A 16,072-nucleotide genomic window follows, 5' to 3' on the forward strand; every position below is an offset into this window, starting at 1 on the left:
TTACGGAAAACGATATCGGCATCAGTAGCCAGACGATTGCGCACCAAAATACTTGGAGAAGTAGTATGATAAAAATTTATGACCCGTTAAATGCGCCAAATTAGTCACAATTACTTACAAAATAAAATTTTGAATCTTACTTTTTTAATATTTTCATGAATTCCATAAAATAATCCAGATACCGTTTCCGTGTTCCACTACATCATAATAAGCAACAACTCCTAATTAGGTACATACTAATTTACTTGGGACTTAGGTTTAGGGATTACGCTACACTGGAATTACTGCAGCTGTTTTTTGGTCTACATTCTATCCATCAATTCCCTTAGGAAACAGGATTATTTTATGGTATTTTCCAGAATAATAACAGACGGGCTAGTAGAAAGCCATTTTTTTCCCAGTCCCGTAGTATCCCCTGCTGGGGTGAAATAAACAAAAGACCCCAAGGCCACGTCTACATCTCCGTCCCCGTCCAGATCCTCGGCATCCATAACGATCCACCTGCCATTTGTAGATTGAGGGAAGGTGTAGTCTTCAAAATCCAATTCCCCTTTATTTTCCAAATAAACAAAACTCTCTTCTGGATGGCTGATGTAGTCCGGAAAGAAAGATATAGCCGCGATATCCAGATCTCCATCTAGGTCAAAATCCCTCGCCACAGCCTTATACGCCCCATTGAGAGGATAAAAGTACGCTTGTTTAAATTGTAGGTCCCCTTCATTGATAAATATATAAATCCCGTGATAATTTTTCAGGAATGGGGTTTTATCCGCATTATCCCCACATACATAGAGTATATCATCCAAACCATCATTGTTAAAATCAGCCAGTTCTATATATTGTGATCCATATAAGGGCAGAAATGATAACAGTCGTTTTTCTTCAAAAGAACTGTCTCCCTTATTTTCATAATAGAAGACCCCTTCATCGCCTTGCGCCATCAACACTATGATATCCTTTAGCCCATCCCCATTCATATCCTTTATTACTGCTGAAATAGCTCCTGGCCTATTATTTAGTAACTGCTCTCTGTAACCTTTCTCTCCTTCATTAAAATAACAAACTAACCTTCCTGTTTGGTTCCCAAACTCACAGGAAACAATATCCTCTCTTCCATTGTTATTTAAATCTCCATATGCTATAAATACGGGACGTTGCATATTTTCTATGAGTACTTCCGTGCTATTTAATTGCATCCCAGGTCCAGAAGTGGTTATCTTTTGAAGGGTTCCCTCCGCTGCATCATTTGGAAAAATATTTTTACCTGCCGTAGTCACATAAAGAGTATTATTTATTTCACGGTATTGAACGGGACTCGTTTTTAATCGTACTACCTGTTCCTTTTCCAAATTAGGTGTCAGGAAGGTTAGACTATTTATATGTTGCTTTCCATCTGCATACACCACACCCTTTCCTTCTGGCCTAATTTTCACCATAGTGGTTAATGGAGGTCTTTGTGAATAAGCTACTTCCTTATAAATAAAATGTGTTAAGCCCATCCTTATTTTTTTAGAGTACGATATGGATGGCATAGCGTCTGGCGCACTATCAATATAATAATTCACAATTTTATCCCAGTCCGCCTTAGCCAATAGGGGTTGATCCGGAAAAATATTGGCATTTCTGACTCTATCTCCACCACTACCCTTTTCAAATAGGCTATCTGGTTGCTGATCACCATCAAAAATCCCCAACCGAAAAGCCATAGCCGGAAGCACGTCCTCCCTCCAACTAAACTTTGGCAAACTATCTGGGGGAACAAAAAGATGACAACGGGAACAATGGATACGTGCTAACGCCTCCCCTTGAAGTTTTGAAACTGGTACGTCTTTGATTTCTGAATTTTGAGTTGCTTTTTTTCTTTCTATACAAGAGGTAAACAGCATCAATAAAACACCTAATAGAACATATCTCCTCATACCAGTTTACCTTACTCAATACTACATATTGCACTCGTATAAATTAGAATGCAAACATGGATAGAACACAAAATAGCACTTTAAATCCAATGATTTCAACTTGAAATAGCATAAATGTCTGTATCCTACCCAATAATGACCCATCGAGAATCCGTTATTTCTATTATTACAAGCCGCAAACTACCTAAGCACCTTATATTTGGATCATTTAATTAATGTGTAATCCTGAAGCCAGTAGTCCTTGCTGTAACTAGAGCATACGCGTTAACAATACTGTAGCCAAGACCCATAAAATAAGGCTCAGTATTCCTCCTATGATAAAAAAATGTTTGAATTTATAGTTGCCAATACCGTAGATCAGGGTATTGGTCTGATATCCTACCGGGGTAAAAAAACTAAAATTAGCGGCAAACATTACTGCTAGTATAAACGGTTTAAAATCTAATTGCAGACCATGGGCTACTGCTATCGCAATAGGTGTCATAATAATCGCAGTAGCATTATTGCTAACCACCCCGCTCATAACCATGGTTACAAAAAAAAGCGTTCCTATGACCACCATTTGGGGCTGTCCCTCCAAGAACCCCAATAATTGTTCTGAGATCCATGTATCGGCACCAGTATTATTCATGGCGAGACCCAAAGGAATCATCCCTGCGAGTAGAAAGAATATCTGCCAATTCACTTTTTTATACACCCTATCAAGGTATAGTTGATTAGTCAGCAACAGCAGGGCCACTCCCGATAGTGCACTTACCATAATAGATAAGACTCCTGTTGCGGCCAAAGCAACCACCATTAGAAGGACTGCTAAGGAAAAGTATTTTTTAATGGGCGCATTGTTTTCTGGTCTATCCAATTGTTGAAGCAACACAATATTTTCTATAGCCTCTAAGGATTGCACATTTTCCCTACTAACATCTACCAATAATCTATCACCTGCTTTTAGAACCAGTTTATTTACACTACTTCGCACCATTCTTTGATGAATGTTGGTAAGCGTTTTCCGCTTTTTAATGGCAATAGGCAGTACATCTTGTTGCATATACCCTCTAAGATTACCCAATGTTTTTCCCAAGAGCGCTGCACCAGGCAACATTAGGAGTTCCACAAATACACGTTCATCCAATTTGGATCCTTTCTCTCCTTCTTCCGTTGGTTTATCAGGAATCATCCAATGATGCTGCTCATTTACACCCAGGCCCTGAGATTCATTTAATTTGGATAGGTTTTTTATATCGCACATAAGAAGCAATTCATCGTTCTCCTTAAGGGTAATATATTTTCCCGGTGCGTTATGCACTCGGTTGTCTCGTACTAGTTGTAGTAAGGACAGTTCTGGATTATTGTATAAAAAGGTATTTTCTATTCTTTTATCCACTAAATGGGATTCGCTCTTAATACGCACACTAGTGATATAGTTATCTAAACTATAATCCTCATTTAGATCCTTATCCTTACTCCATGGCAACCACCTCAGGGCCAACGTAAGGTATATTATAGAAACCCCAAGAAAAATAAGTCCTATTGCAGTAAATTCGAAGAAACCCAAAGCAGGAGCTCCCAAATTTTTACCGACTGCATTAACGATTAAGTTGGTGGAGGTCCCCATTAGGGTACAGGATCCACCCAAAATACCCGCAAAGGAAATGGGAAGCAATAATTTTGATTTTGGGACTTTAAATCGTTCGGAGAGCTGATTTATTATTTTAATAAAAACGATGACTACTGCGGTTGTACTGATAAAGGCCGAAATACTCGCAGTAACCACCATAAACAATGGGGCCATGACATAGATAGATAATCCTTTTAACTTTCCCAAGCCAGAAGTGAGCCATGAAATAACGCCGTTTTCCTCCATGGCAATGGCCAAAATCATTAAAGCCAAGACGGCTATAGTGGCACTGTTGGAAAATCCGCTGATAGCTTCTTCAGGAGAAATTAATCCTAGTAATGTTAGCGATACGATTATGAAAAAGGCAATTTTATCAACGGGGAATATCTCTAGTGCAAATAATACAATTACCGTTGCCAGTACTAGAAATACTAGGATTATGTCTACTGTCATTCCATATAGAATTAACTATTGATTGAGTAACCCTAGGTTTATGCAGCTAGAATCTTTCTACACTCTTCCATGCACTTAACACACGAATTGGCACAATCCTCACAATGTTTATGATCGTGCTGCCCACATTGCTCTGCGCACCATTGACATACTTCTGCACATAATCTACAATATTCCTTGGCAAAACTACTATCGGCCATTAAAAACTTCATAGTTGTAGTACATGCCTCTATACATAAAATACAACATTTGGGACAATCGTTCTTACTTTCCATCCCAGCCATCTGTATTAAACAATACTCACAATCCCTTATACACTTTAGACAGGCGTCTATACAATCTTGATACTTTAGCTCCATGGTGATCTTATTTTAGTTAACCTTAAAATTATAGTATTCCTCATCTAGAGATGCACTTTATTGGATAATTTATAGACACAAATGACCTTGATTTTATTGCATTACGAGAGCAATATTAGGGTCATTCCAGTTGCCGAATTGGCTTATAGAATTTGGGATCAAAAGCAGTAGAACATCTTGGTTTTACTTTTAAAAGGGGAATTACAAATTTGGTTAGGCATACTGCACTGTGCACTGTAGACTCTTATCCCATGCGCCTATGAAGGCCCATTTTTTCCCTAATTTTCTAAAAAACAGTAATCTCTTATAGGTTCGCTTTTTCTAGCTAAATCAATATCTCACAATAAATTCGGAATCCACTCCATACTTCTCCTCTAAGACGGAATTTATAGCTTTTTCCAAGGATTCCTTTAGTTGAGGAAAGGATTTAGGCTTTTTTAAGTATTTATTTGCCCCACCATCTTTAACTGCATCCACCATCTTAGGATCCAAGTAGGTAGAATAGATAACCACTGGAATAGCAGCCAAGCTTGGTTCCCTTCTAATATCGGCCAAACATTCCTCCCCATTCATCAAGGGCATGTTCAGATCAAGGAAAATGATATCAGGAAGCTTTTGGTTCCTGTCCAATAAACTGGCCATCAGGTCCACTCCATTATCAAAAGTAAGTATTATAGAATCTGGACGTTGTTCATTTAACGCCTCTGAAAACAGCATTCGATCGTCCTCATCATCATCTGCAAGAAAAATATAGTTTTTATTCATACTGCAATCTTATTAAACAATATTGGACATTAGTCTTCAAATTTAAGTAATTCACCTTAATAAAAAAGGCATCAATTGGACTTTCTTTTGTTCCTATGTATAAGTATCATTGTATTTTATAGTGAATTAAAATAGAGAAATTTTTTTGTGTATCTTTTTTCTTTTAATGATGAACCTTATAAAGTAATTTTATCCAAAATACCGGTTATGAAATGAGCATGAACGAAAACTTGTCGCATATTCGAATGAAGAAATGCGAACCTGACTGTCGTCAGGCAAGTTTACACCCGCCTGAACGAGGTAGTCGGGCAGGTATGACTGTTAAAAAACAATAAACATCTCCAAATGAAAAATACCATTTCCCATAGGGTTGCCGATTTTTTAAAAAACTTTCCCCCATTTAATCTGTTGAACAAATCCGATCTTCTAACGTTGTCTGAACAGATCACCATAATTTACAAAGAAAAAGGCAACCCGGTTTTTTTGGAGAACGACAGTCCACACGGTCATTTTTATGTCGTCTACAAAGGAGCCATCGCCCTAAAAAAAAGTAATGAAAAGAGCATGATGGACCTGTGTGACGAAGGGGATATATTTGGTCTTAGACCGCTTATGGCATCGGAGAATTACAAAATGGAAGCCAAGGCACAGGAAGAAAGTATTTTATATGCGATTCCCATAGATATTTTTAAACCTTACGCCCAACAGAATAATGAAGTAGGTGATTATTTGATAGCCAGTTTTGCATCAAATACCAGGAATCCATATTCTATTAACCACCGCGGAAAATTATACGAAGAGGTATTGGAGCCCGTGGCCCCTCATACGCCATTAATGGACCTACAATCGGTTCAGTATTCCAAAAAACTGATAACTTGTACTGAGGATACCCCGGTAAAGAAAGTCGCAGAAAAAATGACAGAAAATAAGGTTGGGGCCATGCTAATCTTAAGAAATAAACTGCCAATAGGGATAATAACGGACAGGGACTTACGCAATAATATTGTTACCGGGAAATACCCCATAACCATAGAAGCATCCAAGATTATGGTCTCTCCCGTTACCACGTTTAAAAAAAACATCACTATTACACAAGCACAGATGGCCATGATGAAGAGTAATATTAGTCATCTGTGTATTACCAAGGACGGCACATCTGACACCAAAGCGATTGGGATTTTGTCTAAACACGATATTATGGTCGCTATGGGAAATAACCCGGCGGTCTTGATCAAAGCCATAACGAGGGCCAAGAAAATAAAAAATATTAAACGGATACGAAAAAGTATAGATCATCTGTTGACCGGGTATTTGGAACAGAATATACCCATGACGCTCACTTCCAAGATTATTACCGAATTGAACGATGCTTGTATCAAGCGAATTATAGCAATTTCTTTGAAAGAAATGCCGAGTAAACCTCCTGTAAAATTCACATGGCTCTCTTTGGGAAGTCAAGGTAGAAGTGAACAGTTACTGCAGACCGATCAAGATAATGCCATATTATTTGAAAATGTTCCCGAAGAGGAACTTGAAGAAACAACCGATTATTTCCTAAAACTGGCAAAGATCATTAACAAAGGTTTGTTTGATATTGGCTACGAATATTGTCCTGCAGAGATGATGGCTTCCAATCCAAATTGGTGCCATAGCTTGGATGAATGGAAAACTAAAGTTTCTGAATGGATTACTAATCCGGGCGCAGATGAAGTGTTGTTATCTTCCATATTTTTTGATTACAATGTTACCTATGGTGATGTGGGCTTGGCCGATAAATTATCTGATCATATATTTGAAACTACACAAAACTACCCCATTTTCTATTTGCATTTGGCCAGTGGGGCCCTTCAGAATCCGTCTCCTACAGGTTTCTTTAGGCAGATGTTACTGGAGGCAGATGGAGAGCATAAAGATACATTCGATTTAAAACGCAGAGCATTAATGCCCCTTACCGATGCAGCAAGAGTACTTATTCTGTCCCATTCCGTTAAATTTGTAAACAATACTTTTGAACGTTTCGAAAAATTAGCCGAATTGGAACCTAATAATGAGGAAACCTTTTTAGCCTGCTCTTACGCCACTAAGGCCCTACTAAAATTTAGGACCAAACAAGGCTTAATGCACAACGATTCTGGTAGATATATTGCAATTGAACAGCTCTCCAAGGAGGAGCGTATAAAGCTTAAGCGGACATTTAAGACGATCAAGGATATCCAGGAATTGATCAGTGTAAGATTCAAGGTTTCAAATTTAATGAGATGATAAATATCTTTAGGAGAAAACCCGTGCAATATCCTAAGTTTTGGGAAGATTATGCACAAAGTTTTGAGCAAAAGTTGCCCACAGACCTCAACGAAATCCGTTTTGTAGTGTTGGACACGGAAACGACTGGATTTGATTATATACATGATAGAATACTATCTATTGGGGCACTCACCTTACAAAACAAAATGATTGAGGTCTCGCGAAACTTAGAACTTTATTTAGAGCAGGATCATCATAATGCCGATAGCATTAAAATTCATGGTATCTTAAAAAGTGAGGCAATATACCGAATAAGTGAGGAAGACGCGCTGCAACAACTATTAGCGTATTTGCAAAATGCCGTGATTATAGCTCACCATGCTGTATTTGACCTAAATATGATTAATAAAGCCTTGGAAAGAAACGGACTTCCCAAGTTAAAAAATCCGGCAATAGACACTTCCAATTTGTACAAACACACCCTTTTAACCACTAATCTGGTTAAGAAAAAGGACCATTATTCGCTGGATGAACTAGCTGATAAATTTGATATATCAAAAAAAGATAGGCATACCGCTATGGGGGATGCCTATATTACTGCTATAGCCTTTTTGAAAATAAAATCCCGTCTGAAAGAAAAGGATTCCTTAAAACTAAAAGATCTTTTAAAAATGGGCTAATATCTTATTTTTGAGAATCGGTTAAATAGTGGACCACATTGGTCTCTATTCGCTCCTGAATATTGGAAATATCACCTTTTATAAACTTCTCTCCTGTAATATTTTCATATAATTCAATATACCTTTCGGATACGGTTTGGATATACTCATCGGTCATCTCGGGAACTACTTGCCCTTCCAGACCTTGAAAATTATTACTGATTAACCATTGCCTTACAAACTCTTTGGACAATTGCTTCTGCATTTCTCCTTTATCCTGTCTTTCCTGATAGCCATCTGCATAGAAATAACGTGAAGAATCTGGAGTATGAATTTCATCTATTAAAACAATCTCTCCCGTTTTTGTCTTTCCAAATTCATACTTGGTATCCACAAGAATAAGCCCTCTTTTAGCCGCTATTTCAGTTCCTCTTTGAAAAAGTGCCCTAGTGTATTTTTCCAAGATTACATAATCTTCTTCACTAACAATCCCCCGCTCAAGAATAGCTTCTCTAGAAATATCCTCATCATGGTCTCCCATTTCCGCTTTGGTGGCAGGAGTAAGAATAGGGGTCGGGAACTTATCGTTCTCTTCCATCCCGTTAGGCATGGCAACACCACATAATTCGCGTTTCCCAAGTTTATATTCCCTTGCTGCATGTCCGGATAAGTATCCTCGGATAACCATTTCTACCTTAAAAGGTTCGCAGGCATGACCTACGGCAACATTGGGGTCTGGAGTTGCCAATAACCAATTAGGCACAATATCTGCAGTATCGGCCATCATTTTAGTGGCAATTTGGTTAAGGATCTGCCCCTTATACGGTATACCTTTCGGCATCACTACATCAAAGGCAGAAAGCCTGTCCGTAGCTACCATTACCAATAAATTATTTTCCAAGGTATACACCTCTCTTACTTTTCCCTTATAAACCTCTTTCTGACCCGGGAAATTAAAATTCGTATCTATTATTGTGCTGCTCATCAAAAAAAATCAATTATTATGCTCAATACCTTTATAGGCTTCTATTACTTTTTTTACCAATTTATGTCTTATCACGTCCTTTTCGTCTAGATATATAATTTCGATACCTTCTATATTCTGTAATACCAACAAGGCTTCTTTAAGTCCGGAAACAAAACGTCTTGGCAAATCTATTTGCCCGGGATCCCCATTGATCAGAAATTTAGCGTTCTTACCCATTCTGGTAAGGAACATTTTCATTTGGGCATGGGTCGTATTTTGCGCCTCATCCAGGATTACAAAGGCATTATCCAAGGTTCTACCACGCATAAATGCCATAGGTGCTATCTGTATGGTCCCATTCTCTATATAATGGGCCAATTTTTCAGGGGCAATCATATCCCTAAGGGCATCATACAATGGCTGCATATAGGGGTCTAATTTTTCTTTAAGATCTCCGGGAAGAAAACCTAAATTTTCCCCTGCCTCTACTGCGGGCCTAGTTAGAATAATACGTTTAACCTGTTTTTCCTTAAGTGCTTTCACTGCCAGGGCAACGCCGGTATAGGTTTTACCAGTCCCAGCAGGACCTACGGCAAAAACCATATCGTTTTTAGTTGCAGCATCTACCAGTTTTCGTTGATTGGAAGTTACTGCGCGAATGAGTCGGCCATTAGTACCATGTACCAATACTTCTCCACTAGCCTGCGAAGCCTCTACCTCTTCTTTACCATTAACGGTAAGTAAATGCTCTATACTATTAACATCCAGCTTATTGTATTTGGCATAATGTGAAGTTAGCATATCAAATCTACGATCAAACTCGTCCAGCTGTTTTTCATCACCGTAAACTTTTATTTTATTGCCACGCGCAACGATTTTCAGCTTTGGGAAATGCTTTTTCAACAAATCAATGTTCTCATTGTTCTGTCCAAAAAACTCTCTTGGGCCAATGTCTGTAAGTTCAATTATTAGTTCGTTCAAAAATTAGGTATATTAGAAAGGTTTAGAAAAAAATATAATATTTTGGTTCGATAATTTTTTGTGTAATTTTGTCTAACAAAATCAAAATTAAGTAAAAAACTACTTACCAAACCAAAAACATATCAACAGTCCTCTATGCCTATAATTACATTAACTACTGATTTTGGATATAAAGATCATTTTGTAGGCGCCATTAAGGGAACTATTTACAAGGAATTGGGTGATCCAAAAATTGTTGATATATCCCATTCCATAGCCCCTTTCAATATTCAGGAGTGTGCTTACATCCTTAAAAATTCGTATAAGAATTTTCCTGATGGAAGTATTCATATTGTAGGAGTAGATTCTGAACTTTCACCTGAAAATCAACATATTGCGGTCTTTGCGGACAACCACTATTTTATAATGGCCAATAATGGCGTAATAGGTTTAATAACTTCCGAAATAGTTCCAGAAAAAGTTGTGGAAATTCAATTACCTAATTCGGTAGATGGCGCGTTTCCAGTTTTGGACGTTTTTGTTAAGGTTGCCTGTCACATTGCTAGGGGTGGAAAGCTAGAGGTTATAGGGAGAGACTTTAAGGCATTAAAAGACCTTAGAAACGTTAAACCAAGGTTATCGGATGATGGTGCTACGCTCTATGGAAGTGTTATCTATATAGATAATTATGGCAATATTGTTACCAATATAGAACAAAGTGACTTTTTATTGCACGGAAAGGGAAAGAAATTTCAGCTTTTGGTACGCAACAAAGTAATTAAACAAATACACCGAAAATATGGTGAAATTGTGGATTATGAACAAGATAAGGAAAAGCGGAAAACCCCTGGAGATCTTCTCGCCTTATTTAATACTGCCGGTTATCTGGAAATTGCGATTTATAAGAGTGATCTAAATACGGTTGGTGGGGCTTCTACCCTATTGGGACTAGATTACAGGGATACCATAGTTATTAACTTCGAATAAGCGTCCTGTCCTATGATAGTAAGAATAGTTAAATTAACCTTTGAATCAGAAAACATCGCAAGTTTTAAATCCATCTTCGAAGCGCACAAAAAAGCCATCCGAAACGTGGAGGGCTGTACATTCCTAGAGTTGCTTCAGGATGTAAATGACGAACGTATATTTTTCACCCATAGTTATTGGAACAGCATCGCCGATCTGGAAAATTATAGGAAGTCCGACTATTTTGTTCAAGTATGGAAGGCCACCAAATTGCTTTTTGCGGAAAAACCGGAAGCTTGGTCTTTGCAGAAAAGTTAAAAACACGAATCAAAACAAATGATCGCTATTTTCAAAAAAGAAATCCAATCGTTCTTTACCTCTCCTATAGGCTATTTGGTTATTGGACTATTCTTAGTTCTCAATGGACTATTCTTATGGGTCTTTAAAGGACCTTTCAATATATTTGAGTATGGATTTGCCGATATGGGCCAGTTTTTTCTCCTTGCCCCGTGGGTGTTTTTATTTCTAATACCCGCTATTACCATGAAGAGTTTTTCCGAAGAGAAAAAGATGGGGACCTTAGAACTTCTTTTTATAAAACCAATTTCCCTTAGGGATTTGGTTTTAGGGAAATTCCTGGGGACTTTTATCCTCGCTTTAATCTCCGTATTGCCCACCTTACTCTATGTCTATACCATATGGGAATTGGGTACTACAGTTGGTAATCTGGACATGGGAATGATAATAGGATCCTATTTTGGCCTTTTGTTCCTTATTGCGGGATATACAGCTATAGGGTTGTTTGCCTCTAGCCTATCTGAAAATCAAATTGTGGCGTTTATCCTGTCTATGGTTATCAGTTTTCTACTATTTTACGGATTTGATGCAATTGCCACACTCATTCCGTCTGGCGATATGCACTTGATAGTAAAAAAGTTGGGGATGAAAGCCCATTTTGATAGTATTGCCCGAGGGGTTATAGACACTAGGGATATCGTCTATTTTATTGGGATTTGTGCATTTTTCCTATTCCTGACCATTAATCAGCTTAAAAATCAAAAGAGATAATGAGAAGCAGTTTATTATCCGTATTAAAGGCCCTAGTGGTCCTGATTTTGCTGAATGTAGTAGGAAATATTTTCTATACCCGAGCAGATCTTACAGAGGACAAAAGATATACTCTTTCTGTTCCTGCTATTAATGCTGTAGCGAAGTTGGGTTCTCCGGTCATGATAGACATCTTATTGGATGGGAATCTTCCGCCAGAGTTTTTAAGATTAAAGGACGAAACCCGACAATTGTTAGAAGAATTCGCCGCCAAAAATAAAAGTATACAATTCGCCTTTGTTGATCCCTTAAAAGATGCCGCATCCACAGAAGAAGTAATAGCGGAATTACATGGACTGGGCCTCACCCCTACCCACGTAATGGTAGACCAGGGAGGGAAAGTCTCCCAGGAGATAATATTTCCCTGGGCAATAATAAATTACGATCAAAAATCGGTGAAGGTCCCCTTGTTAAAGAACAAAATAGGAACCACTACCGAAGACCGGGTAAACAATTCCGTACAACATTTAGAATATGCCTTTGCCAACGCCTTTGCCCAATTAAACCTTACCGATAAAAAGCGTGTGGCAATTATAAAGGGAAATGGACAGTTAGAGGATTTATTCATAGCCGATTTCCTAACAACCATTAGGGACTATTACAATTTAGGAGCCATTACGCTAGACTCTGTTGCCAATAATCCGCAAAAGGTATTGGATCAGTTAAGGGAATTTGACCTGGCCCTTATTGCAAAACCCACCGAAGCGTTCACGGATGAGGAGAAATTTATCATGGACCAATACATCACTGGAGGAGGAAAGTCGCTCTGGCTAATAGATCAGGTGGCTATGGAGGTAGACAGTCTTTATAATGAGAATGGTACTGCCATGGCCTTCCCACGACAGCTAAACCTCAACGATTTTTTCTTTAGGTATGGGGTTAGGCTGAATGCCAATCTAGTTAACGATATGTACTTTACTCAGATTGTATTGGCTACCGGTGAGGATAACGATTCCCAGTATAACCCGGTTCCCTGGTACTACCACCCTATGGTCTTCTCTAAGAACGATCATCCGATTAATACCAATATAGAAGCGGTTAGATTCCAGTTTACAGGCTCTATGGACACCCTTCCCAATGCATATAGTAAAAAGATATTGCTACAAAGCTCGCCACTTTCAAAAATAGAAGGTGTACCTAGGCAAATCAGCCTCGACATTATCAATACAGCTCCGGACAAGGAATCGTATGCAAACGGCAATAAACCCTTGGCCGTTTTGGTAGAAGGGGAATTTAACTCTACTTTCACCAATAGGGTTAAACCCGTTGCCCTAAATGAAGTGTTAGATAAGGGTCCGGCCAATAAGATGATTGTTATAGCAGATGGCGATGTTATTAAGAACCAAATTAGGAACGGAAGACCCTTAGAGTTGGGATATGACAAATGGACAAATAACTATTATGGCAACAAAGAATTCCTAATAAATTCCCTTAATTACCTTTTAGACGATAATGGACTTATAAACATTCGTACAAAGCAAGTTGCGATTCCATTTTTAGATGAGGTGAAAATTGAAGAACAAAAAAACAAATGGCAGTTGATAAATATTGGCCTTCCGCTGGTTTTGACACTTATATTTGGGTGGGCAATAAATGCCTTAAGAAGGAAAAAATACAGCCGATAAGTGTTAATAAGTTTGTTTCCTTAAAAAGGACATTTAAAATATCTTTGTTTTTGATTGAGATGAAAGGAATCTTGCTGAATATAGCCTAATTAACCTAATGGGAAATTTGAAATTTAGGTTCCTTAAAAATAAATAAGAGACACATGAAATTTATAGTATCTAGTACCTATTTACTAAAACAACTCCAAATTTTGGGCGGGGTTATCAACAACAGTAACACCCTACCAATTCTGGACAATTTTCTTTTCGATCTAAATCAAAGGGAACTTACCGTTTCCGCCTCGGATCTAGAAACAACAATGAGTTCCGTTTTGGAGGTGGACTCTGACAATGAAGGAACCATTGCGGTGCCAGCAAAACTATTGTTAGAGATTCTAAGGACTTTTCCAGAGCAGCCCTTAACATTTGTTGTAGAAGACAACAACACGGTGGAGATTAGCTCTAACCATGGTAAATACGCTTTGGCTTATGCTGATGGTTCCGAGTTCCCAAAATCTGTGGAACTAGCTAACCCTTCCTCTACTACCATTTTGGGAGATGTATTGGCCACTGCCATTAACAAAACCATATTTGCTGCAGGGAATGACGATTTAAGGCCGGTGATGAGCGGAGTCTTCTTTCAGTTTTCACCAGAAAATCTAACCTTTGTAGCTACGGACGCCCATAAATTGGTGAAATACCAAAGAACGGATATTACCGCTTCTAAAGTGGCCGAGTTTATAATGCCTAAAAAGCCATTAAATTTGTTAAAAGGAATTTTGGCAGGAAGTGAGACCGATGTCGTTATAGAATACAATGAAAGCAACGCTAAATTTAGCTTTGAAAATACCATCTTGATCTGTAGGCTGATTGACGGGAAATACCCCAATTACGAAGCGGTAATCCCTAAGGAGAATCCAAATAAGCTTTCTATCTCCAGAACCCAGATATTGAGTTCGGTAAGAAGGGTATCTATCTTCTCTAACAAGACTACCCATCAAATACGATTAAAAATAGCTGGCGCGGAATTAAATATTTCTGCTGAAGATATTGACTATAGTAATAAAGCAGAAGAGCGCTTAACTTGTTCTTACCAAGGAGACGATATGCAAATAGGATTCAACTCTCGTTTTTTGGTAGAGATGTTAAACAACCTTACTTCAGATGACGTACAGTTAGAAATGAGTCTACCAAATAGAGCAGGTATCCTTACCCCTATTGACGGATTGGATGAAGGGGAAATGGTTACCATGTTGGTGATGCCAGTAATGCTTAATAGCTAAGGAATTTATTCTTTATTCAGTAAAAAATCCGCATCGTAAATTTACAATGCGGATTTTTTAATTTTTCGCATTACACAAACTTAATGCTCAGCGGATAATGAGGAGCTTCCCCGTTAGACACTTTAATGGCATTCACAATGGGAAATATAATGCACAGTAAGCCGACACCAATAATCCCTATGATTCCCAAACCACAGAGTAGGATTAGTGGAATACATGCTAATGCATACAAGATCATACTAATTTGAAAGTTAATTATGGATTTGCCATGTTCATCCATATCTATAACACTATCCCTTTTTGCTAACCACAAAATAAGGGGAACAAGTAACCCACCAAAACCAGTTACTAGATCTAGTAACTGGCTTAGGTGGGTAATCACTATAAGTTGTTTGTTTTCCGCTTTCATCCTATAATTTATATGGAACTAAACCCTGTTTAGAATGGGATCCATTAACAATAAACCGCTAAATCTAAATAAAGGTTCTAAAACTAAGACGACAAAAGCTTCTATTTGTTACAAAATTAATTGCATTATCTAAAAATCATGGTGTTTTACTGTTTGCTATACAGCTTTCTCACTTTTTGTTGATTTTTATCAATGCGGGAATTTAGCTTGTCAATTTTCTTGTGTAATTTTTCAAAATCCCGTGGTGACAGTTTTCCTTTGCTGTCATCCCGCTCCATTTTCTCTTGGATCTTTTCTACTTTACTTATATCCTTATCTATCTTTTTGTTGGTAGAATTAATTTTTGATGCAATCTTATTGCTTTTCTTTAATTCCTTTTCTGCTTTTTGCTGGGCTTTCTCCGCTTTTCTAGCTTCTTTTTCAGCCTTAGCCATACGCTTTTTTAAGTCCTTGGCTTCTTTAATCCGCTCCTTTTCCAGTGCTTGTTCTATCTTTAGTTCCTCAGCAGTAGGTACAGGGAGTGTTTCTGGCTCTTGTGCTTGCACATAAGAAAAGTTAACACACGCCAATAACAACAATAATCCTAAACTTTTTTTCAGTTTCATTTTCTATTTTTTAGTTTGGGCGGTTATACTTCGCACCCTTCAAGTTTTTTTTGATAAATAATGTAATTGCAGGTCTATAATACGGATGCTCTTAAAGTATTTTATCACTACAAAATTACCTATTATCTCCCACCCTATTATCAATAACTTTATAAAT

15 protein-coding genes are annotated in these 16,072 nt (G+C 37.9%); 7 read left to right on the forward strand and 8 right to left on the reverse strand.

All coding sequences use genetic code 11. The features are described from left to right. Window positions 1-338: 338 nt before the first annotated feature. The 4 genes from G466_RS0113610 to G466_RS0113625 all read right to left on the reverse strand — a co-directional run bounded on the left by G466_RS0113610 (window position 339) and on the right by G466_RS0113625 (window position 5,111). Window positions 339-1,919 carry an FG-GAP repeat domain-containing protein gene (locus tag G466_RS0113610; protein ID WP_026814171.1) on the reverse strand — a complete coding sequence of 527 codons (1,581 nt, stop codon included), beginning with the start codon at window positions 1,917-1,919 and terminating at the stop codon, window positions 339-341. Between the two features lie 250 nt (window positions 1,920-2,169). After that, window positions 2,170-3,987, reverse strand: coding sequence for an SLC13 family permease (locus G466_RS0113615; protein ID WP_026814172.1), 1,818 nt, complete (start codon window positions 3,985-3,987; stop codon window positions 2,170-2,172). Window positions 3,988-4,025: 38 nt separating this feature from the next. Next, window positions 4,026-4,346: a four-helix bundle copper-binding protein gene (locus tag G466_RS0113620; protein WP_026814173.1), complete on the reverse strand. Its 321-nt coding sequence runs from the start codon at window positions 4,344-4,346 to the stop codon at window positions 4,026-4,028. Between the two features lie 330 nt (window positions 4,347-4,676). Continuing rightward, the gene (locus G466_RS0113625; RefSeq protein ID WP_026814174.1) at window positions 4,677-5,111 is read right to left on the reverse strand and encodes a response regulator; all 435 of its coding nucleotides are present in this window, start codon (window positions 5,109-5,111) and stop codon (window positions 4,677-4,679) included. Between the two features lie 345 nt (window positions 5,112-5,456). Between G466_RS0113625 and G466_RS0113630 the strand changes: the two genes are divergently transcribed. Both G466_RS0113630 and G466_RS0113635 read left to right on the forward strand, forming a co-directional pair. Next, window positions 5,457-7,373 (forward strand): DUF294 nucleotidyltransferase-like domain-containing protein, encoded by a 1,917-nt coding sequence (locus G466_RS0113630; protein ID WP_026814175.1) that lies wholly within the window; start codon window positions 5,457-5,459, stop codon window positions 7,371-7,373. Then, window positions 7,370-8,035: a 3'-5' exonuclease gene (locus G466_RS0113635; protein ID WP_026814176.1), complete on the forward strand. Its 666-nt coding sequence runs from the start codon at window positions 7,370-7,372 to the stop codon at window positions 8,033-8,035. The genes G466_RS0113630 and G466_RS0113635 overlap by 4 nt, the downstream gene beginning before the upstream one ends. Window positions 8,036-8,039: 4 nt before the next feature. Here G466_RS0113635 and G466_RS0113640 read toward each other — a convergent pair whose 3' ends face one another. Continuing rightward, window positions 8,040-8,999, reverse strand: a complete 960-nt coding sequence (locus G466_RS0113640; protein WP_034235653.1) for a phosphoribosylaminoimidazolesuccinocarboxamide synthase — start codon at window positions 8,997-8,999, stop codon at window positions 8,040-8,042. A 9-nt stretch (window positions 9,000-9,008) separates the two neighbouring features. Beyond that, entirely contained in the window at window positions 9,009-9,962 is a 954-nt protein-coding gene (locus G466_RS0113645) for a PhoH family protein (RefSeq protein WP_026814178.1), read from the reverse strand. 135 nt (window positions 9,963-10,097) lie between these two features. On the opposite strand from G466_RS0113645, the gene G466_RS0113650 reads away from it, so the two are divergent. From G466_RS0113650 to dnaN, 5 genes are all read left to right on the forward strand, one after another. Then, window positions 10,098-10,928, forward strand: a complete 831-nt coding sequence (locus tag G466_RS0113650) for an SAM hydrolase/SAM-dependent halogenase family protein (protein WP_026814179.1) — start codon at window positions 10,098-10,100, stop codon at window positions 10,926-10,928. 12 nt (window positions 10,929-10,940) lie between these two features. Beyond that, window positions 10,941-11,225, forward strand: a complete 285-nt coding sequence (locus G466_RS0113655) for a putative quinol monooxygenase (RefSeq protein ID WP_026814180.1) — start codon at window positions 10,941-10,943, stop codon at window positions 11,223-11,225. 18 nt (window positions 11,226-11,243) lie between these two features. Beyond that, complete coding sequence (gene gldF, locus G466_RS0113660; protein ID WP_026814181.1) at window positions 11,244-11,975, forward strand: gliding motility-associated ABC transporter permease subunit GldF; 732 nt, start codon at window positions 11,244-11,246, stop codon at window positions 11,973-11,975. Next, window positions 11,975-13,639, forward strand: coding sequence for a gliding motility-associated ABC transporter substrate-binding protein GldG (gene gldG / locus G466_RS0113665; protein WP_026814182.1), 1,665 nt, complete (start codon window positions 11,975-11,977; stop codon window positions 13,637-13,639). Before gldF ends, gldG begins: the two co-directional genes overlap by 1 nt. Window positions 13,640-13,782: 143 nt before the next feature. Then, window positions 13,783-14,901: a DNA polymerase III subunit beta gene (gene dnaN, locus G466_RS0113670; RefSeq protein ID WP_026814183.1), complete on the forward strand. Its 1,119-nt coding sequence runs from the start codon at window positions 13,783-13,785 to the stop codon at window positions 14,899-14,901. Window positions 14,902-14,971: 70 nt separating this feature from the next. Here the strand turns inward: dnaN and G466_RS0113675 are convergent, their stop codons facing one another. Further along, the gene (locus tag G466_RS0113675) at window positions 14,972-15,310 is read right to left on the reverse strand and encodes a DUF4870 domain-containing protein (RefSeq protein WP_026814184.1); all 339 of its coding nucleotides are present in this window, start codon (window positions 15,308-15,310) and stop codon (window positions 14,972-14,974) included. Between the two features lie 146 nt (window positions 15,311-15,456). Beyond that, window positions 15,457-15,915, reverse strand: coding sequence for a hypothetical protein (locus tag G466_RS0113680; RefSeq protein ID WP_026814185.1), 459 nt, complete (start codon window positions 15,913-15,915; stop codon window positions 15,457-15,459). Window positions 15,916-16,072: the final 157 nt, after the last annotated feature.

Origin of the sequence: Arenibacter certesii DSM 19833, assembly GCF_000429545.1 — a bacterium.
GTDB lineage: Bacteria > Bacteroidota > Bacteroidia > Flavobacteriales > Flavobacteriaceae > Arenibacter > Arenibacter certesii.

What these genes read in the sequence shown, in the direction of transcription:
- G466_RS0113680 (WP_026814185.1), bottom strand. Translation starts at nt 15,915, where the DNA reads ATGAAACTGAAAAAAAGTTTAGGATTATTGTTGTTATTGGCGTGTGTT.
- G466_RS0113610 (WP_026814171.1), bottom strand. Translation starts at nt 1,919, where the DNA reads ATGAGGAGATATGTTCTATTAGGTGTTTTATTGATGCTGTTTACCTCT.
- G466_RS0113630 (WP_026814175.1), top strand. Translation starts at nt 5,457, where the DNA reads ATGAAAAATACCATTTCCCATAGGGTTGCCGATTTTTTAAAAAACTTT.
- G466_RS0113655 (WP_026814180.1), top strand. Translation starts at nt 10,941, where the DNA reads ATGATAGTAAGAATAGTTAAATTAACCTTTGAATCAGAAAACATCGCA.
- G466_RS0113620 (WP_026814173.1), bottom strand. Translation starts at nt 4,346, where the DNA reads ATGGAGCTAAAGTATCAAGATTGTATAGACGCCTGTCTAAAGTGTATA.
- G466_RS0113650 (WP_026814179.1), top strand. Translation starts at nt 10,098, where the DNA reads ATGCCTATAATTACATTAACTACTGATTTTGGATATAAAGATCATTTT.
- gldG (WP_026814182.1), top strand. Translation starts at nt 11,975, where the DNA reads ATGAGAAGCAGTTTATTATCCGTATTAAAGGCCCTAGTGGTCCTGATT.
- G466_RS0113675 (WP_026814184.1), bottom strand. Translation starts at nt 15,310, where the DNA reads ATGAAAGCGGAAAACAAACAACTTATAGTGATTACCCACCTAAGCCAG.
- G466_RS0113640 (WP_034235653.1), bottom strand. Translation starts at nt 8,999, where the DNA reads ATGAGCAGCACAATAATAGATACGAATTTTAATTTCCCGGGTCAGAAA.
- G466_RS0113625 (WP_026814174.1), bottom strand. Translation starts at nt 5,111, where the DNA reads ATGAATAAAAACTATATTTTTCTTGCAGATGATGATGAGGACGATCGA.
- gldF (WP_026814181.1), top strand. Translation starts at nt 11,244, where the DNA reads ATGATCGCTATTTTCAAAAAAGAAATCCAATCGTTCTTTACCTCTCCT.
- dnaN (WP_026814183.1), top strand. Translation starts at nt 13,783, where the DNA reads ATGAAATTTATAGTATCTAGTACCTATTTACTAAAACAACTCCAAATT.
- G466_RS0113635 (WP_026814176.1), top strand. Translation starts at nt 7,370, where the DNA reads ATGATAAATATCTTTAGGAGAAAACCCGTGCAATATCCTAAGTTTTGG.
- G466_RS0113615 (WP_026814172.1), bottom strand. Translation starts at nt 3,987, where the DNA reads ATGACAGTAGACATAATCCTAGTATTTCTAGTACTGGCAACGGTAATT.